The sequence below is a fragment of the uncultured Actinobacillus sp. genome (assembly GCF_945915845.1).
Lineage (GTDB): Bacteria > Pseudomonadota > Gammaproteobacteria > Enterobacterales > Pasteurellaceae > Exercitatus.
In genome coordinates this window covers 1-19,120 of sequence record NZ_CAMEFX010000037.1, presented here as the reverse complement: position 1 = coordinate 19,120, position 19,120 = coordinate 1, and the positions used below count along the sequence as shown (strand labels likewise).

At 40.9% G+C, this 19,120-nt stretch carries 15 protein-coding genes, 1 pseudogene and 1 riboswitch; of the genes and pseudogenes, 11 read left to right on the top strand and 5 right to left on the bottom strand.

The window, feature by feature from the left end:
- The 6 genes and pseudogenes from Q0O89_RS08290 to Q0O89_RS08265 form a co-directional block, all read left to right on the top strand.
- Positions 1–3,133: hemagglutinin repeat-containing protein (locus Q0O89_RS08290; protein ID WP_293731232.1), on the top strand; the 3,133-nt coding region annotated here is incomplete at its 5' end.
- Between the two features lie 153 nt (positions 3,134–3,286).
- On the top strand, positions 3,287–5,455 hold the full coding sequence (locus tag Q0O89_RS08285; protein WP_293731231.1) for a VENN motif pre-toxin domain-containing protein: 2,169 nt from the start codon (positions 3,287–3,289) through the stop codon (positions 5,453–5,455).
- Between the two features lie 274 nt (positions 5,456–5,729).
- A complete protein-coding gene (locus Q0O89_RS08280) occupies positions 5,730–5,891 on the top strand; it encodes a hypothetical protein (protein WP_293731230.1) in 162 nt (53 codons plus the stop codon).
- The gene (locus tag Q0O89_RS08275) at positions 5,881–6,069 is read left to right on the top strand and encodes a hypothetical protein (protein WP_293731228.1); all 189 of its coding nucleotides are present in this window, start codon (positions 5,881–5,883) and stop codon (positions 6,067–6,069) included. Before Q0O89_RS08280 ends, Q0O89_RS08275 begins: the two co-directional genes overlap by 11 nt.
- A 95-nt stretch (positions 6,070–6,164) precedes the next feature.
- A complete protein-coding gene (locus Q0O89_RS08270; RefSeq protein ID WP_293731227.1) occupies positions 6,165–6,455 on the top strand; it encodes a hypothetical protein in 291 nt (96 codons plus the stop codon).
- A 156-nt stretch (positions 6,456–6,611) separates the two neighbouring features.
- Positions 6,612–7,115: pseudogene (locus tag Q0O89_RS08265) on the top strand (IS30 family transposase).
- A 268-nt stretch (positions 7,116–7,383) separates the two neighbouring features.
- Here Q0O89_RS08265 and putP read toward each other — a convergent pair.
- Positions 7,384–8,892 carry a sodium/proline symporter PutP gene (putP, locus tag Q0O89_RS08260; RefSeq protein WP_293731226.1) on the bottom strand — a complete coding sequence of 503 codons (1,509 nt, stop codon included), beginning with the start codon at positions 8,890–8,892 and terminating at the stop codon, positions 7,384–7,386.
- Positions 8,893–8,903: 11 nt separating this feature from the next.
- Positions 8,904–12,353, bottom strand: coding sequence for a bifunctional proline dehydrogenase/L-glutamate gamma-semialdehyde dehydrogenase PutA (gene putA / locus Q0O89_RS08255; RefSeq protein ID WP_293731225.1), 3,450 nt, complete (start codon positions 12,351–12,353; stop codon positions 8,904–8,906).
- 203 nt (positions 12,354–12,556) lie between these two features.
- Positions 12,557–12,697: riboswitch (molybdenum cofactor riboswitch) on the top strand.
- On the opposite strand from putA, the gene moaA reads away from it, so the two are divergent.
- The 4 genes from moaA (at position 12,685) to moaE (ending at position 14,900) form a co-directional block, all read left to right on the top strand.
- Positions 12,685–13,695, top strand: coding sequence for a GTP 3',8-cyclase MoaA (moaA, locus tag Q0O89_RS08250; protein WP_293731234.1), 1,011 nt, complete (start codon positions 12,685–12,687; stop codon positions 13,693–13,695). Its footprint overlaps the riboswitch before it by 13 nt.
- Before the next feature lie 21 nt (positions 13,696–13,716).
- Positions 13,717–14,199, top strand: coding sequence for a cyclic pyranopterin monophosphate synthase MoaC (moaC, locus tag Q0O89_RS08245; protein ID WP_293731223.1), 483 nt, complete (start codon positions 13,717–13,719; stop codon positions 14,197–14,199).
- Positions 14,199–14,444 carry a molybdopterin synthase sulfur carrier subunit gene (gene moaD / locus Q0O89_RS08240; protein ID WP_293731222.1) on the top strand — a complete coding sequence of 82 codons (246 nt, stop codon included), beginning with the start codon at positions 14,199–14,201 and terminating at the stop codon, positions 14,442–14,444. The genes moaC and moaD overlap by 1 nt, the downstream gene beginning before the upstream one ends.
- A complete protein-coding gene (gene moaE / locus Q0O89_RS08235; RefSeq protein ID WP_293731221.1) occupies positions 14,445–14,900 on the top strand; it encodes a molybdopterin synthase catalytic subunit MoaE in 456 nt (151 codons plus the stop codon). It abuts the gene before it with no gap.
- A gap of 200 nt (positions 14,901–15,100) precedes the next feature.
- On the opposite strand, the gene Q0O89_RS08230 is transcribed toward moaE, so the two are convergent.
- The 3 genes from Q0O89_RS08230 to purE all read right to left on the bottom strand — a co-directional run bounded on the left by Q0O89_RS08230 (position 15,101) and on the right by purE (position 18,052).
- Positions 15,101–16,291 carry an amino acid aminotransferase gene (locus Q0O89_RS08230; RefSeq protein ID WP_293731220.1) on the bottom strand — a complete coding sequence of 397 codons (1,191 nt, stop codon included), beginning with the start codon at positions 16,289–16,291 and terminating at the stop codon, positions 15,101–15,103.
- A 134-nt stretch (positions 16,292–16,425) separates the two neighbouring features.
- Complete coding sequence (purK, locus tag Q0O89_RS08225; protein WP_293731218.1) at positions 16,426–17,505, bottom strand: 5-(carboxyamino)imidazole ribonucleotide synthase; 1,080 nt, start codon at positions 17,503–17,505, stop codon at positions 16,426–16,428.
- Between the two features lie 46 nt (positions 17,506–17,551).
- A complete protein-coding gene (gene purE, locus Q0O89_RS08220; RefSeq protein WP_293731217.1) occupies positions 17,552–18,052 on the bottom strand; it encodes a 5-(carboxyamino)imidazole ribonucleotide mutase in 501 nt (166 codons plus the stop codon).
- 248 nt (positions 18,053–18,300) lie between these two features.
- On the opposite strand from purE, the gene Q0O89_RS08215 reads away from it, so the two are divergent.
- Positions 18,301–19,120, top strand: an 820-nt coding sequence (locus Q0O89_RS08215) for a type I restriction-modification system subunit M N-terminal domain-containing protein (protein WP_293731216.1), incomplete at its 3' end; no start/stop codon positions are given.

Here is a 19,120-nt window from a genome sequence, read left to right as displayed (position 1 = left end):
CCGCATCGAAAGCCATGAATCCCATGAATATAAACAGTCGGGGTTGACGATTGCGCTGTCTACACCGGTAACGGATGCCGCTTTAGCGGCTTACAATACCGCTCGTCAATTAAAACAAACCCAAAGCAGTCGTTTGCAATCCTTGTATGCGGTAAAAGCCGCCACAGAGATAGCACAAGCGGCACAAAATTTAGAGAAAGTCTCGGCTACACTCAGCCAACTTGAGCAATTAGACAATCTCAATAAAAATGCGGCAGCGGCTGAAAATCCCGCGGTGAAAGTGTCAATTGGTTATGGCGCAAGTCAACAAAAAACGACGACCGATACCTATTCACTCACCCATGATAAATCGGTGCTTTCAGCTGGGAATGTGCTCGTGACCGCAACGGATGGTAAAGCACGCTTTAACGGCGTTGATATTCAAGCGGAAAATGCCAATATCAATGCAAAATTAGGGATTGAATCTCAAGGGGTGAAAGATACCTATGCCAGTCACACCACCAGTAAAAACAGCAGCGCGTCTTTTGGTGTCTTTGTCGGTTTTAACGGCGATAGTTTCGGTATTGGTCTTGAAGGCGGTGCAAGCCTTGGTAAAGGCAAAACGAATATCGACAGTGAAACATGGCAAAACAACCATTGGAACGTTAAACACCTTGAAACCAACAGCGAGCAAGGCGGTTTCACTCTTGATGCAGCAACTATCCAAGCAGACAGCTGGACAGGCAAACTCAACAGCTTAACGCTACAAAGTCGTCAAGACACGGAAAAATACACCAGTAAAAACACCCAAGCCAGCGCAAGCGGTTCTGTGGCTTATGGCTCGGGCGGTGGTGCGTCCGCCAGCGCGTCTTATACCAGCGCAAAACTCGACACCGCACAAGTAAATGAACAAACCGGCATTCATCTTGGCAAAGGCGGCATAGATGTGACTGTTAACGGACATACACAATTAAATGGCGCGGTCATCACTAGCGAAGCCGATGCTGAACACAACAAACTCACCACGCAAACCATCCGTGCCACAGAGATTAAAAACCATAGCGAGTTAAAAACCGAAAGTGCCGCTGTTGGAACTGGCGCGATGGGCGCTATGACGATGGCGATGAGCGCACTGGGCAATCAACATGACACCAACTACAGCACCACAAAATCCGCGATTGGGGCAAATATCGCGCTTATTACGGAAGATAAAAACGCACAAAACATCAATCGCAATACTGAAAACACAAACGAAAAAGTCAAAAAACAAGACTTAGCCAAAGCCCAAGAAAATCAAGAAGCAGCGAAATTAGTGGGTGAAATCGCTTCCAATTTAGTAGGCATTTATACCTTTAAAGAACGCGAAGCCATTGAAAAAGCTAAATTAGAGGTCGGCAAACTTCAAGCAGACGCTAAAGAAAAAGGCATTAGCCAAGAGGACTTAGAAAAATCGACCGTCTATCAAAAAGCACAACAAAATCTCACCGCACTTCAAGCGAGTTATGATGATAATTACGGCATCGGCAGCACAAAAGGCAGAGCCATTCAAGCGGTTACCGCCGCATTACAAGGTATTGCAGGCGGCAGTATTGAACAAGCAGCCGTGGGATTGGCATCGCCGTATTTAAATGAACAAATCAAACAATGGACGACCGATAAAGACGGCAATGTTGATAAAACCGCTAACTTAGCTGCACACGCCATTCTGGGGGCCCTTGAAGCGCAAGTAACAGGCAACAACGCCCTAGCCGGTGCCGCGGCAGCCACCACAGGCGAAGCCGCCGCCATGGTTATCACCAACACACTCTACAACGGCAAAAAAGCCGAAGAACTCACGGAAAATGAAAAGCAAAATGTGGTGTTCTTAAGCCAAGTGGCAAGTGGTTTGGCATCCACATTCATTGCTAATGATGGTACTGCAAGTGCGGCTATGGGGAGTGAGATTGGGAAACGGGCGGTGGAGAATAATTACTTATCAAAACAGGATTGGCAGAATTATCAATCTGAAATTCGCCAATGTGGTGGTGATCGTTCTTGTGTAATTGCGGTTAATGATAAATATGAAAAGATAGATCAGGAAAATTCAAAAGCCATTGAAGCTGCTTGTAAATTAGGTGGTAATTCTGAATCTTGTAAGGCACGGGCTGACTTAGCTTATGAAGGCAGTACCTATGGTGCAAAATATGTCTATACATCAAATTATACCGGCTGGGATAATGCTTGGTTAAGTAATCGTATTGAAAGCAGTTATAGTGACAGCCAATTAACGCCAAGCGTGGCTTTGCTAGGTGATGAAACATTAGCCAAATTAACCGCACTTGCTAAGGATAAAGAATTTGTTGCGTCATTAGAAAATGACAAATCAAAACAAGAGCAATTTAGAGCGTTAGTCGATCAATCGGTTGTAGCAATAAGAACTGAAAATGGGGCTGCTTATGAGTTTTCTGGTCGCAATTTAAGTTCACCACTTTCCGAATTAGAAAAAATTACTGGTCGCTATGATATTTATAATAAAGAAACACCATTGGAACCGGTCATTTTTGAAGACCTTTTAGTCGGAGGTGGGTTTAAATTAACAACTGAGGGACTCTCATTTACTACAAAAAAATTGACATCAGCAGGAGAAAAATGGGTTTCTGGAATGGCAACAGATGAAATGTTGACACTTGGTGTCGCAGCTGAAATCCATTTTAGTAAAGCATTAGAAAAACTATTAACTTCTTCATCTGCAGCTGTAGGTAATGTGTTTAAGGCGGCAAGTGATGCACCGATGAAGACTACGGTGGCGAATATTGGTGCAGCAGGATCTGTTATTACAACAAATGAAGCGTATAAATACATTCGCTCAGATAATCCGTTACCTTTAACAAAAGAAAATTTAATTAATTCCTCCTATGACATTGGTGTAGAAATATCGAAGGCTGCATTGTGGGGAAATATGCCTTGGTATATGGGAATAGCCGGTAATATTGCAACTGATTCTGTAGCTTATGGTAAGCCCAATGTGGCTGATAATATAAGCTATGGTATCAGTGGAGAAGCAATAGATAGAGTTTTACCTAATGTCCCTAATGCAACTTATATTCGCGAAGCCAGTTTAGGGCTTATAAAATATATACAACCTAAAGTTGAGAATAGTTCTAATGATAAATGATTTAATTAAAATTTTTTTAGTGACAATTTGGATATATATAACCGCTATTTTAGTGATGTTCTTAAAGTTCAAAGATGTAAATATATCAGTAATTTATTCAGCAATAATTTCGACAATTGACTATTATCCTATTTTATTTATATTAACAGTATTTTGGTATTTTTATGGAAAGATGAATGGGGGAAAGAAATAATTCGCTACTGTAAGCCAGTAATCTTAGATGCAGCAACCATCCAAGCAGATAGTTGGAAAGCAAAACTCAACAGCTTAACGCTACAAAGTCGCCAGGATAGTGAAAAATACACCAGTAAAAATACCCAAGCTAGCGCAAGTGGTTCTGTGGCTTATGGGTCGGGTGGCGGTGCTTCTGCTAGCGCATCTTATACTCGTGCTAAATTAGATACTGCACAAGTGAACGAACAAACTGGCATCCATCTTGGCAAAGGTGGCATGGATGTGACCGTGAACGGACATACGCAGTTAAATGGCGCGGTGATTACCAGCAATGCGGATGCCGACCACAACAAACTCAACACGCAAACCATCCGTGCCACAGAGATTAAAAACCATAGCGAGTTAAAAACCGAAAGTGCCGCTGTTGGAACTGGCGCGATGGGCGCTATGACGATGGCGATGAGCGCACTGGGCAATCAACATGACACCAACTACAGCACCACAAAATCCGCGATTGGGGCAAATATCGCGCTTATTACGGAAGATAAAAACGCACAAAACATCAATCGCAATACTGAAAACACAAACGAAAAAGTCAAAAAACAAGACTTAGCCAAAGCCCAAGAAAATCAAGAAGCAGCGAAATTAGTGGGTGAAATCGCTTCCAATTTAGTAGGCATTTATACCTTTAAAGAACGCGAAGCCATTGAAAAAGCTAAATTAGAGGTCGGCAAACTTCAAGCAGACGCTAAAGAAAAAGGCATTAGCCAAGAGGACTTAGAAAAATCGACCGTCTATCAAAAAGCACAACAAAATCTCACCGCACTTCAAGCGAGTTATGATGATAATTACGGCATCGGCAGCACAAAAGGCAGAGCCATTCAAGCGGTTACCGCCGCATTACAAGGTATTGCAGGCGGCAGTATTGAACAAGCAGCCGTGGGATTGGCATCGCCGTATTTAAATGAACAAATCAAACAATGGACGACCGATAAAGACGGCAATGTTGATAAAACCGCTAACTTAGCTGCACACGCCATTCTGGGGGCCCTTGAAGCGCAAGTAACAGGCAACAACGCCCTAGCCGGTGCCGCGGCAGCCACCACAGGCGAAGCCGCCGCCATGGTTATCACCAACACACTCTACAACGGCAAAAAAGCCGAAGAACTCACGGAAAATGAAAAGCAAAATGTGGTGTTCTTAAGCCAAGTGGCAAGTGGTTTGGCATCCACATTCATTGCTAATGATGGTACTGCAAGCGCGGCTATGGGGAGTGAGATTGGGAAACGGGCGGTGGAGAATAATCTTCTTAATAAAAAAGATGATGAATTAGTTTATCAATTATCTGAAAAATTAAGAGAAACAGGCTCTTTAACTAAATCAGAACAAAATCTCTTAGCTAGTCGCTTATTAAGAGATCGTGTTGTTGATAATTTACTTTTAATTTATCAAGAAGATCCAAGTCAATTATCCGAAACTCAAAAGAAAATTTTAACTGATGAGATTTATCATATTGCTTCATCTTATGGAATAAGTGCAGAAGCATTATTTAATACAGATTTAAAAAATACCATAAAACGAGATGATAAAGATGTTATAACCTATCTAAATCAAAATGATAATTTCCATAATAACTTTATGTATTCATCTAAAGAGGGCTGGCAAACTATACCACTCTTTAGTACTGGAATAGTGGGCGTTGGAAAAGCGATACAATTATCACCAAGATTAATCGCTGCAGCAGAGAAATATCCTTTATTAACTGAAATGGGGGTAACAGCGGTTGTGAATACAGGTTATCAATTATCACAAGATAAAGCCTATGATCCTTATGGTTTATTGCAAGCAGAGCTTTCAACAGTTTTAACAAGAAACAAAACTTTAGGACAACAAATTAGTATTAATGTAGGGATTAATACTCTAACCACCACAGATTCTAATGAATATGGTTGGAATGCGTTGGGGGCAGTTACAGGGACATTGGGGGCTAATTATGTAAGTAAGTTTAACTTTGGTAATAAATATGGGAATCAGTTTTTGAAACCAATCTTCTCTAACTTTAGTGGAGAATATTTAGGCGATTCGGACAAAATAAAATCCACAATAGATAATATAAATAAGAAAGGAAATTTAAATGAGAATAAGTAGTTTTTATTGTCGATGGATTTCATTTCTTCTAGGTATTTATATATTATTACTATTTAGAGATGTATTTATATCACTTTATGTATATTTTAAATATAAAACCTTTTATTTAGATTTCTCTTTTAAAGAGGCATTTCATGCTACGTTAGGTGGTGGGATTCCATGTTTCATTATACATTGGTTATTATATAAATTTGGCTCAGAAAAATATAAGAAATAAACAGAGAAAAAAGTCCAAACGGACACCGCACTTGTTTGTAATGGCGTTGCGTGTTTTGTGGGGGGGACATTAATTCACACTCAAGCGGGTTTAAAACCGATTGAAGAGATTGAGTTGGGTGATTTAATTTGGTCGAGAGAAGAATTTGGCGAGCATTACGGTTACAGACCGGTTATTGCCACTAAAGCAACGGAAAACCAAGCACTTTTTGCAATCTGAACTTTCAACGGTTTTAACAAGAAATAAAAGCTTAGGTCAACAAATTAGTATTAATGTAGGAATTAACACTCTTGCAACAACCAATCCTGATGATTATGGTTGGAATGCTTTAGGGGCGGTTACGGGGACATTGGGGGCATATGGTACAGATAAAGGTAATAAAATCATCCTTGGGTAAGGTTATTGTTCCGTTGTCATCTGGTTATGCAGGAGAGTATTTTGGAGAACCGAAAATAATAGAATCAGAATATAACAATCTTAAAGGATTAAAACATGATAAGTAATCCAATTTTGAAATATTTGATTCTTTTTGTCTTAATATACTTAATGTTATTTATAACTAGAGATGTTGTTTTTATGGTTATCATTTATATTAAGCTTGGCGTGCTCTATTTGAGAGATACCGCTTTTGGAGATGCATTTAAAGCAACCTTTTCTTTATATATTCCATTAGTTGTATTGGATATAATATACACAAAGGCTAAAAAACAGAAAAATCAGAAAAAACATATAATACATATGCAACCTGAAAAACAGAAAAAATGGAAAAAGAAGAAAAAATAGTAAAGCCGCTATACTTAAGCTTTACACCGATAAAGAGATTATCTATGAAAAAAAACTAAATTCATAAAATAAATGCAACACTCATAGTGATAAAAAGGAAGAAGCCAGTTGCCTAATAGGGTACGCTGTCATCTCCTACAAAAACAATGGACCACTATGAAATTTAAACAACTGACTTCGGAACAAAGATACCAAATTTCAGCGTTACTTGCACTTAATTTTTCTCAAGCTGAAATAGCCAAGCAGCTAAGTGTGAACCGTTCAACAATGAGCCGAGAAATTAAACGAAATTCGGTTGAGAAAGTTTACTCGCCTGAGGCGGTAAGTAGGCTAACTCAACAGCGACGGCAGCAGGCTTTAAAATCAATGCTCAAGCCTTATCGGAACTACGTTCATACCTTAACATTCGATAATGGCTTAGAATTTGCTGCACACGAAAAAATAGCGACCTATTTGGATGCCAAAACCTATTTCGGTCACCCTTATTCGTCTTGGGAACGCGGTCTCAATGAGAATTTTAATGGGTTATTGAGACAATATATCCCCAAGGGAACCGACTTGCGAAAAGTTTCACATAAACGCGTTAAACTGGTGGCGTGATTGTTGAATATCCGCCCAAGGAAAACCTTAAATTTTCAACGACCGATCACAGTTTTTTAGCAGGAAACTGGATTGGTTGTAAATTAAGCGAGTGTTGCAATTGGGGGTTGAATCTGCCAGTTTTAAATATGAGTGGATGGCATATGGTGGTTATGTTGATTTTGAAAGTGCGGTCAACGATGTGAAAGATTATGTGATGTACTACAACCACATTCGCCCACATAGCTATAATCAAGGTTTGCCCCCGATTTTAGCTGAAAAAACTTATCGGGGACTGTTGAATGAGTTGATCACTACAGGGGCGTCAATGAAAATAAATCCTCCCAAACTATTTACATTTATTTTTGCGATTAAACTCTTCCAATGCCGCATCAAATTGTGCTGCAACTTGTGGATGTACCGGCGAAAAAATAGATGAAGTTAAGGTAATAAATGAACAGGCTAAGAAACCCGGGATAATTTCATAGAGTTTGGATAAATCTGTCCAACCTAAATATTGCATTAATGGGCTCCAAATAACGACAGTAATTGCACCGGATAACATCCCCCAAAGTGCGGCTTTTGAGCTAATATTGCGATTAAAAAGCGAAAGTATCACCACGGGACCGAAAGCGGCGCCAAATCCTGCCCACGCATAAGACACTAACCCCATGACTTTAGAATTTGGATCTTGTGCAATAGCAATGGCAATGACGGAAATGACCAAAACCATAATACGCCCAACCCAAACTAATTCATTACTTGAAGCACTTTTACGAATAAAGCCTTTGTAGAAATCTTCTGTAATCGCTGCAGAACACATCAGTAATTGAGCCGAAAGTGTACTCATTACCGCGGCTAAGATAGCAGACAAGACTACACCCACAATCCATGGATTAAACATCGCTTTGGATAGTTCGATAAACACGGATTCAGCATTTTGTAACTCGACTTGAGAGGCTGAGAAATAAGCAAGACCAAAATACCCCACGGCAACCGCGCCCCCTAGACAGAGAAACATCCAGCTAATACCAATAACACGAGCTTTGTCTAAGGCTTGAACTGAGCCTGCTGCCATAAAACGAGCCAAAATATGCGGTTGACCAAAATAGCCTAAGCCCCAAGCTAACGCAGAAACAACACCAATACCGGAAACATTGTGCAACCAGTTAGAATAAGGGATTTGTGTAGCGGCTGATTTCATTTCAAGCGCGGTATTAATTTCGTCCCAACTTAAGTGAATCAATACCATAACCGGTGCAAGTAATAAGGCAAAAATCATCAATGTTGCTTGGATCGTATCACTCCAAGAAACGGCTAAATAGCCACCGATAAAGGTATAGGTAATGGTAGCTAATGCACCGAGCCACAGTGCAGTAGAATAATCTAACCCCATTAGACTTTGGAATAATTTTGCGCCAGCTACAACGCCAGAGGCGCAATAAACCGTAAAGAAGAACAAAATAATGGAAGAGGAAATAATTTTCAGCGCTTTTTTCTGGCGTGGAAAACGTTGGGCAAAAAATTCCGGCAATGTAAGCGCATTGTTGTAGCTTTCAGTAAATGTCCGCAGCCGACCTGCAACCACACGATAGTTCATATACGCCCCAATAGTAAGCCCTACGGCAATCCAAGCCTCGGATAAGCCGGTGAGAAAAATGGCACCAGGTAAGCCCATAAGTAACCAACCTGACATATCTGATGCCCCAGCGGACATTGCTGTTACAAAACTTCCCATTTTGCGACCACCAAGAATATAGTCATCGAAGTTTTGTGTGGAACGGTAAGCGTAAATACCTATACCCAAAATAATCACTAGGTATAAGCCAAATGTGATGTAGATTTGATAATTTTGCATATAGCCTCCGATTATTGTTCATCCATTGCCATTAATGAGGCATTTCCACCGGCGGCAGTGGTATTTTCACTGCGTGAAAATTCATCAAATAACGGTAAGACGTCTTGCGTTTGCTGCCAATCATAACATTTGAAAATTGGTGCACTATTTTGTGCTAACCACATACGACGCTCGCGGCTTAATGGTGCTAAATAAACACCTTTTTGGCAACCCTCTAAGCTTTTGGCTACACGAATACCTTGTCGAGTTTTTTGTGCCAAGAAATGAGAAGGTTCGACTAATAAGGTAAATCCTTGATCTAATAAGCGATTTGCAGCGTTTTGAGCAGCTTGACCATCGCCATTTAAAATAGCGACTTCACAAGGTAGAAAAGCCAAACTGTTTTCTTCACCGGTGATACCTTGAAGTGTTGGATGTTGTTTAACCAAATTGTCTTCTTGCCCAAATTCGCTGTAATAGCGTTTTGTTCGGGTTAATCGCTGTAAATAAAATTCGCCGCCTGCTTTTGGCCCTGTGCCGGATAAGCCAAATCCCCCAAATGGTTGGACACCCACAACAGCCCCGATAATATTACGATTAATGTAAAAATTACCGCACTTCAAGTGTTTTTCAACAAAATCAATCTGTTTGCGTATACGGCTGTGGCAACCGCCGGTTAAAGCAAAACCTTTGGCATTAATTTCCATTAAATATTGCGCTAAATCGGCCTTACGATAGGTAATTACATGCAAGATTGGGCCAAATACTTCTTGAGTGAGTTGATTCAAATTATCTAATTGATACATGGCCGGCGCCACAAAATGCCCTTGTGTTGGTGTCTCCAATTCTACATAGCGTTTTGCAATACGTCGCATATTCGCTTTGTGTTGTTCTAAGCGTTGCTTGGCTTCATCATCAATAACCGGACCAATATCTGTCGCTAATAGTGCCGGATTACCGATTGCTAATTCCTGCATGGCATTGGCTAACATCGGATAAATTTTTTCTGCCACATCTTCTTGTAGCAACAAAATACGTAAAGCTGAACAACGTTGCCCGGCTGAATCAAACGCTGAAACCAATACATCGGCTACAACTTGTTCTGCAAGAGCAGAAGAATCGACCACTAATACATTTTGCCCCCCTGTTTCGGCGATCAAAATTGGATCGTCTTCTCGTTGTGCTAATTGTTCATTGATCAATTTAGCGACTTCAGTTGAACCGGTAAATACCACACCATCAAATGGTAATGCGGTTAATGCCGCACCTAACTCACCATCGCCCAACACCAATTGAAGGGCCGAACGTGGAATACCGGCTTGATAAAATAATTGCACGGCAGCGTAAGCGATCAAAGAAGTTTGTTCCGCCGGTTTTGCAATGACAACATTGCCTGCCGCAAGAGCGGCAGCGATTTGTCCTGTGAAAATCGCCAATGGGAAGTTCCACGGAGAAATACAGAGAATCTTCCCACGTGGCTCACCTAACTTGTCTAATTGACTGAGTTTTTCTAATTGAAGTGCGTAGTAACGGAGAAAATCCACAGCCTCGCGCAATTCACCGATAGCATTTGGTAGCGTTTTTCCCGCCTCCAATACCGCTAATTTCATCAATAAACCATAATGCTGCTCATACATATCCGCTGTTTTGCGTAAAATCTCGGCTTTTTCCACCGCACTTGTAGCTTGCCATTCATTAGTGACTGCGGCTTCAAATACCGTTTTGGCTTGAGCGACATCTAAAAATTGTGTTTGCGCTAAAATACTTAGATCTGCTGGATTTAACACTGCTTTTGCCGGCATATGAAGATTGTCCGCAGGAAGATTTACCAAAGAACGGGCATCTTCAATTTGCGCCTTGTTGAGCTCTCCTTCTAATTTAGCCAACTCTAATTCATCGGTTAAATCAAAGCCTTGGGAATTTTTACGGTCATCAAATAAATTATCAGCAGTACGAACGGCTAAATTGGGTTTACCTTGCGAACGTTCATAGCGCGTCCAAGGCGGTGTTGCCAGTTGCTCAGCAGGAATCGTTTCATCGACTAATTGATGCACAAATGAAGAATTTGCACCGTTTTCTAACAGACGGCGAACCAAATAGGCAAGCAACGTTTCATGGGTTCCCACAGGGGCATAGACGCGCACGAGACAACCTAAATTATCTTCGCCGATAATGTTGTTATATAGTGTTTCACCCATACCGTGCAAACATTGAAACTCAAATTTTTTGCCTTTACCTAATTCATAAATGGTACAAAGGCTTTGTACGTTATGTGTTGCAAATTGCGGATAAATAACATCTTGCGCCTCTAATAATTTTTTGGCGCAGGCGAGGTAGGCGATATCCGTGTGGTTCTTACGTGTATAAAGTGGAAAACCGCTTAAACCATCGGCTTGAGCCCATTTAATTTCACTGTCCCAGTATGCACCTTTGACCAAGCGAATCATAAAGAAACCCTGTTTTTCGCGTGCAAGTGCGGTTAAATAATCAATCACTTTTGGACAGCGTTTAGAGTAGGCTTGTACTACAAAACCGATACCTTTGTAGCCTTTCAACTCCGGTTCATCAAGCAGTTTTTCCAATAAATCTAAAGACAATTCAAGACGGCTGGCTTCTTCCGCATCAATATTTACACTGATATTGTAGCTTTTCGCTAACAAAAATAGCTCTTTTACACGAGGGTATAGTTCTGTTAAAGCACGATCATATTTTGCCCGGCTATATTTAGGGTGAATCGCCGAAAGTTTAACGGAAACGCTGTTGGAGCGGAAAATATCATAATTAGCCGAATCCTTACCGACAGCATGAATTGCATTAATATAATCACGTAAATAGCGATCTGCATCTTCCATGGTCATGGCGGCCTCGCCTAACATATCAAAGGAAAAAGCATAACCTTTCTCAAAGCGACTTTTAATGCGAGCAAGGGCCTTGTCAATGGTCGTACCCGTTACAAATTGTTGTCCAAGGATTTTCATTGCTTGCAACATAGCAAGGCGGATTACGGGGGCCGAAAGACGAGCAAAGGTTCGAGTTAATGCGTTGGATAATGCTTGTTCATCCAGATTGCTAATTTGTTTACCCAGCAATAAGCCATAGCTGGCAGCGTTGATAAAAAAGGAATGGGATGCACCAATATGGGCTTTCCAATTGCCATCTTTTAATTTATCTTGAATAAGATCGTCGCGAGTTTGATCATCGGGAATTCGCAAAAGTGCTTCCGCAAGACACATTAATGCCACCCCCTCTTCATCCGCAAGAGAAAATTCTTGCATCAGTGCGTCAACACCATATTGTTTTTTCTTAATTTTTCGTACCTTATGAATTAAATCTACCGCATTTTTATGAATTCTCGTTTCTTGTTCCGGACTGAAAACTAATGTTTTATGCAGTAAGTCCACGGCAGTTTTTTCATCAATACGATAAAATTTCGTGATTTCTTGACGCAATTCAGGGTAGTTTTTAGCAAGTTGGAATAACATATTGCCTCCATAAATGTATACAAAGTGTTACTAAAATGTTAAATAAATAGCAGCAAAGAAAATACGAGTAAATAAGAAAATGTATATTTTGTGATCGATTTCACAAAATAAATATATTTATTGCCAGTCTATCCCTCTACCCCTAAAGGGGTAATTCTTATTAGGTTCTTGTTCTTTTGTTTCAAGCCTTTTACAATACAAAAACATTATCTGATTACCGAGCTTGTTTGCCTAAGTTATAAAATAATAGGGTGACAATGCCAGTGAATGATGTCATTCGCTCAGGGATCCGCGGGAAACGGTTGGTCCTTCCATGTTTGAAAAGGTATCTATGCAATCTATTCCAATTAAAAATGTGGGGCAATCTCTCGTGGATGCCTTTCAGCGTGAATACTATTATTTGCGCCTATCTATTACTGATGTGTGCAATTTTCGTTGCACCTATTGCTTGCCTAATGGCTATCAACGCACAGCAGGCGTTCAATCTTTTTTAACCCTTGAGGAAATTCGCCGAGTAGGACAAGCCTTTGCCGCATTGGGCACACGTAAAATCCGTTTAACAGGTGGCGAACCGACGTTACGCAAAGATTTTGTGGAAATCGTGGAAAATTTGACCGCGCTTAATGGTATTGAGCAATTAGCGTTAACCACGAACGGCTATCGTATGCTAAAAGATGTGGCAGAATGGAAACGTGCAGGGGTGACTTCTATTAACGTCAGTGTGGATAGTTTAGATCCCAAAATGTTTCATCAAATTACAGGTGAAAATAAATTTGCAGATGTCATGAAAGGTATTGAGCGCGCTTTTGAGGTGGGGTACGAAAAAGTCAAAGTTAATTCAGTGTTAATGAAAGCCTTGAATGATAAGGAATTTGACCAATTTTTAGCTTGGGTAAAACATCGCCCCATTCAAATGCGTTTTATCGAATTGATGCAAACAGGGGAGATGGAACACTTTTTCCAACAACATCATCTTTCAGGGCAAGTGTTAGCGGATCGTTTAATTCGTGACGGTTGGCAGTTGCAACAAAAAGCCCAAACAGACGGACCGGCTAAAGTGTTCAAACACCCTGATTATCAAGGAGAAATCGGGTTAATTATGCCCTATGAGAAAAACTTTTGTGCCGGTTGCAACCGACTACGGGTTTCCGCCACAGGAAAATTGCATTTGTGTTTATTTGGCGAAGAGGGGATCGAGTTACGGGATTTGTTACAACATGATGCCCAGCAATCTCAATTAAAATTTAGGCTTCAAGCCGCGTTACAGGGTAAGCGAGAACATCATTTTTTACATCAAGGCGACAGTGGTATTCGCAAAAATCTAGCCACTATCGGTGGTTAGCTAAGGAATTTAGGAAATTTTATGACAACTTTTACACATATTAATCAAAATGGCGAAGCCAATATGGTGGATGTTTCAGGAAAGCAAGATAGCGTACGCGAAGCCAGAGCAGAGGCTTTTGTCACGATGAATACCGAAACCTTGCAGATGATTATGAATGGTAATCATCATAAAGGTGATGTGTTTGCTACAGCACGTATTGCGGGTATTCAAGCTGCGAAGCGCACCTGGGAGTTGATTCCTTTGTGTCATCCATTATTGCTTTCTAAAGTAGAAGTCAATTTAACCGCGCTTCCTGAAACAAACCAAGTGCGCATTGAAAGTCTTTGTAAGTTAACCGGTAAAACGGGCGTGGAAATGGAAGCACTCACAGCAGCCAGCGTTGCCGCTTTGACCATTTATGATATGTGCAAAGCGGTACAGAAAGATATCGTGATTTCTCAGGTGCGTTTGCTTGAAAAGTGCGGAGGAAAATCAGGTCATTTTAAAGTGGAAGATAAGTAATGTTAAAAATTCTATTTTTTGCCCAAACTCGAGAATTAATTGGGGTTGAGCAACTTGAGTTGAAAGCTGAATTTGCTACAGCGGAAGCGGTGCGTGAGTATTTAGCGGCGCAAGGGGGGAAATGGGCATTAGCCTTGGCAAAAGGGAAGTTATTGGTGGCGATTAATCAAACCCTAAGCCCTTTAGAAAGTGCGGTGAAATCCGGTGATGAAATTGCGTTTTTTCCACCTGTGACAGGGGGGTAAATGACAGATATTCGTATTGCTGTTCAAGAACAGCCTTTTGACCAAAACGCGGAATACCGTTGGCTTTCAGAAACTCATTCTGTAGGGGCAACGACAATTTTTGTGGGCAAAGTCCGTGAAATGAATTTAGGCGATAAAGTGTCGAATTTGTATTTGGAACATTATCCTGCGATGACAGAAAAAGCTCTACGCGAGATTGTGGAAGAGGCAAAACAGCGTTGGGCAATTCAGCGTGTTTCTGTGATTCATCGAGTCGGTTTATTGCAGACAGGGGATGAAATTGTGTTGGTCGGGGTGAGTTCAGCACATCGTGGTGATGCTTATGCCGCCAATGAGTTTATTATGGATTACCTAAAAACACGTGCACCATTTTGGAAAAAAGAACAAACTACACAGGGTGAACGTTGGATAGAAAGTCGCGACAGCGATCATCAAGCGGCGGATAAGTGGTCATAATCTTGTTGTTTTAAGCCTGTTTTACGACAGGCTTTTTTGTATCATGTGTGGCGTGGAAAATCTCGGTATTATGTGGCCTTTGCACAAGACGGTCGTTGAGCTTGTCGAAACGTAAGTCTTGGGCAATCGCGCTGAAATGGCTTATGGTTCGACAAGCTCACCAACCGCCATTTCAGCTTTATACAAGCACTACATCATTATTAAAGCACTTTAACAATACTTTCGCATAAGTAACGAATATTGTCTTCTGTAATACCTGCTACATTGATACGGCCAGAACGAACTGCGTAGATCGCAAATTCATCTTTTAAGCGATCAACTTGTTCTGCGGTTAAACCGCTAAATGAGAACATACCATTTTGCTCAATGATAAAGCTGAAATCTTGCTCCGCACCGAATTCTTTGAGTAATTCCACAAATTTATGACGCATAGCTTTAATACGTTCACGCATTTCGGTTAATTCCGCCTCCCATTCTGCACGAAGTTTATCATCACCTAACACTAAGGCAACTGTTGCTGCACCGTGTGATGCCGGGTTGGAATAAAGTGTACGTACAATTGATTTCACTTGAGTTAACGCTGTTGCAGCGATTTCTTCGGTTTCAGCGACTAAGGTAAATGCACCGACACGTTCGTTATATAAACCAAAGTTTTTCGAGAATGAGCTTGATACCAATAATTCTTTATGGTTTGCAGCAAAGGTACGCAAACCAATCGCATCTTCTTCTAAACCATTAGCTAAACCTTGGTAAGCAAAGTCAAATAATGGTAACCAACCTTTTTGTGCGGAAAGTTCTGCAAGGGCCTTCCATTGTTCAGGTGTTGGGTCAATACCTGTTGGGTTATGGCAGCAACCATGTAATAAGATCACATCACCTTCATCAGCATGGCTTAAGTCTTCCATTAAACCATCCCAGTCTAAGGCTTTTTTCTCTGCGTCATACCAACGGTATTCGCGAATAGTCATGCCAACAGCGTTGAAAATCGCGTTGTGGTTTGGCCAAGTTGGATTTGAAATCCAGACATTTTGTGCTTTAGTTTGACGTTTTACAAATTCAGCGGCAATACGTAATGCCCCTGTTCCACCTAAACTTTGGACAGTTTTTGCACGTGAATTTTTAACAATATCCGATTCTTTACCAAATAATAATTCTTTCGTACGTGCATTAAATTCTGCTACGCCGTCAATCGCTAAATAGTTTTTAGTGGTTTCTAATTCAAATAAGCGACCTTCTGCTTGTTTAACCGCTTTCATAATAGGTGTATTGCCTTGAGCATCTTTATAAACACCAATTCCCAAGTTTACTTTTGGACTACGAGTTTCTGCTTTGAATGCTTCACCCAAACCTAAAATAGGATCCGCTGGCGCGGCTTTGATATTTTTGAACATAATTAATCCTTATAAATGTTGCGTTTTAAATTGGAATGTTTCTGTTATACGTAGTTTGCAAAAAAATTGCAATCACATTTGAAGAAAAAAGCGATCTGTTGATGAATTATTAACAGATCGCATTAAAAATTAGATTATTTCAATTTTTCGATAGTCCAATCTAAGCCGGATTGATAATCTTCGGGTAATTCATTACGTAGTTTATTCAATTGCGTAATCAACACGGCTTTATCTGTATGGGTTAAATTGATATGGCCCACTTTACGCCCCGGGCGAACTTCTTTGCCATACCAGTGCAACTGGCTAAATGGCGTATTAAGCCATTGTGTATTATGTTCCGTGCCAATTAAATTTACCATGACACTTGGTGCAAATACTTGCAATTCAGGTGTAGGTAAATCCAGTAAGGCACGTAAATGTAGTTCAAATTGGCTAATAGAACAGCCTAATTGCGTCCAATGCCCACTATTATGAACACGCGGTGCCAATTCATTGATTAACAATTGCCCATTCACCACAAAACATTCCATTGCCATGACACCGACATAATCCAAATGTGCCATGACTTTACCTAGCATGTTTTCCGCTTGTGCTTGCAAATGTGTATTAGATCCATCTGCGACAGAGTAACGTAAAATGCCATTTTGTTGCAGATTATGAGTGACAGGGTAGAAACGGGTGGTGCCGTCACGAAAACGTGCCCCTACAATGGATACTTCTCCATCAAAGGGGATAAATTTTTCCGCAATCACTTCACCGAATAAGTCATCAGTAATGACCGCTTGGTTTTCGGCTGTTACAATCCATTGACCGCGACCGTCATACCCCCCGGTTCGGCGTTTTACCACGACTTTTTCGCCAATATCTGTAAAAATTGCCTCAAAATCCGCCGCACTTTTTACTAATGTCCAAGGCGATGTAGGCAAATTGAGTTCATCTAAAATGGATTTCTGTGTAAAACGATCTGCCGTTTTACCGAAGACATTTTTATTCACAAATAAATCGTGATTGCCTAACATGGCAGTCAATGGTGTTTCAGCCCAGCGTTCAATTTCTGCGGTAATGACAGCATCTTTGGGTAAATCAAAAACAGGCGCATCAAAGGCAAGGGGTTCAACATGAATATCCAACGGTGCGCCGGCATAGCGTAACATACGCCCCAATTGACCATTGCCTAAAACATAAACAGTAGGGTATAAAGCACTTTTTTGCATTGTTATTTCCTAAAATTGGGAAGGGAAGCCCGTCAAAAGGCGTTATTTATTCATCGCGCGGATCAGGATTATCTAACACGACGTTCGTTTGTTTCTCACGGAAAGTTTTTAAGCGAGCTAATAACTCACCATCCCAAGCACCTAAAATTTGTGCCGCAAGCAAACCCGCGTTAGCAGCACCGGCAGGACCAATGGCTAACGTCCCTACCGGAATACCTTTTGGCATTTGCACAATGGAGTAGAGACTATCCACACCACTTAACATTGAACTTTTCACAGGCACACCTAATACCGGCACCAAAGTTTTTGCTGCGATCATTCCGGGCAAATGCGCTGCACCACCTGCACCGGCAATAATCACTTTATAACCTTTGCTTTCCGCACTTTCGGCAAAGCTAAATAATTTGTCGGGCGTACGGTGTGCAGAAACCACTTCTACATGATATGGCACTTGTAATTCATCTAAAATCATCGTGGCTTCTTGCATGGTTGCCCAATCGCTTTTTGAACCCATTACAATGGCGACTTGTGGTGTTGCATTTGACATAGTTATTATTCCTATAACATGAAGTGTGAAATAAAAATCGGCGTAAGAATAGCATATTAAGCAAACGATTGCGATAGAAACAATGAGGGTTAAAAAAGTGCGGTGGGAATTTCAGCTGTTTTATCACTTATCTGCTATACAGGAAGCCGTTGAACATATTGCCGAAGTTTGTATAAAAAAATCAAGCATCCTTTTTAATTAGAATTTATAATAAGCGCATTTTTATCTCCCGGTTTTAGGATTAACTTATGGATCATTCTGTCCACAATAAATTAGTGTCTTTTATTTGGAGCATTGCGGACGATTGTTTACGCGATGTGTATGTTCGCGGTAAATACCGAGATGTGATTTTGCCAATGGTGGTGTTACGCCGTTTGGATACGCTATTAGAGCCGACCAAGGCTAAAGTGTTGGAAGAAGTTCGCTTTCAAAAAGAAGAGTTAGACTTTACCGAATTAGACAGTCAGCCACTTGAAAATGCCACAGGCTATGTCTTTTATAATACCTCTAAATGGACGCTCAAAACCCTATATCAAACGGCCAGCAACACGCCACAATATATGCTTGCCAATTTTGAAGAGTATTTAAACGGCTTTAGCGACAACGTTCAAGAAATTATCAACTGCTTTAAATTACGAGAGCAAATTCGCCATATGTCGAATAAAAATGTGTTACTCGGCGTATTGGAAAAATTTGTTTCGCCTTATATCAATTTCACACCACAAGTGCAAACCGACCCCGAAGGTAATAAATTGCCGGCACTGACCAATTTGGGTATGGGGTATGTGTTTGAAGAGTTAATCCGCAAATTCAACGAAGAAAACAATGAAGAGGCTGGGGAACATTTTACCCCTCGTGAAGTGATTGAGTTGATGACGCATCTTGTATTTGATCCTCTTAAACAGGCGATTCCGGCAATCATCACGATTTATGATCCCGCTTGCGGCAGTGGTGGTATGCTAACAGAAGCACAAAATTTTATTGAAGAAAAATATCCATTAGATCATAATCTTGCCAGCCAGCCAGCCAGCCAGCCAGCCAGCCAGCCAGCCAGCCAGCCAGCCAGCC

Coding starts and splice junctions, on each gene's coding strand:
- moaD (WP_293731222.1), top strand. CDS start 14,199: ATGTTAAAAATTCTATTTTTTGCCCAAACTCGAGAATTAATTGGGGTT.
- Q0O89_RS08270 (WP_293731227.1), top strand. CDS start 6,165: ATGATAAGTAATCCAATTTTGAAATATTTGATTCTTTTTGTCTTAATA.
- putA (WP_293731225.1), bottom strand. CDS start 12,353: ATGTTATTCCAACTTGCTAAAAACTACCCTGAATTGCGTCAAGAAATC.
- purE (WP_293731217.1), bottom strand. CDS start 18,052: ATGTCAAATGCAACACCACAAGTCGCCATTGTAATGGGTTCAAAAAGC.
- moaA (WP_293731234.1), top strand. CDS start 12,685: ATGCAATCTATTCCAATTAAAAATGTGGGGCAATCTCTCGTGGATGCC.
- moaC (WP_293731223.1), top strand. CDS start 13,717: ATGACAACTTTTACACATATTAATCAAAATGGCGAAGCCAATATGGTG.
- Q0O89_RS08230 (WP_293731220.1), bottom strand. CDS start 16,291: ATGTTCAAAAATATCAAAGCCGCGCCAGCGGATCCTATTTTAGGTTTG.
- purK (WP_293731218.1), bottom strand. CDS start 17,505: ATGCAAAAAAGTGCTTTATACCCTACTGTTTATGTTTTAGGCAATGGT.
- moaE (WP_293731221.1), top strand. CDS start 14,445: ATGACAGATATTCGTATTGCTGTTCAAGAACAGCCTTTTGACCAAAAC.
- putP (WP_293731226.1), bottom strand. CDS start 8,892: ATGCAAAATTATCAAATCTACATCACATTTGGCTTATACCTAGTGATT.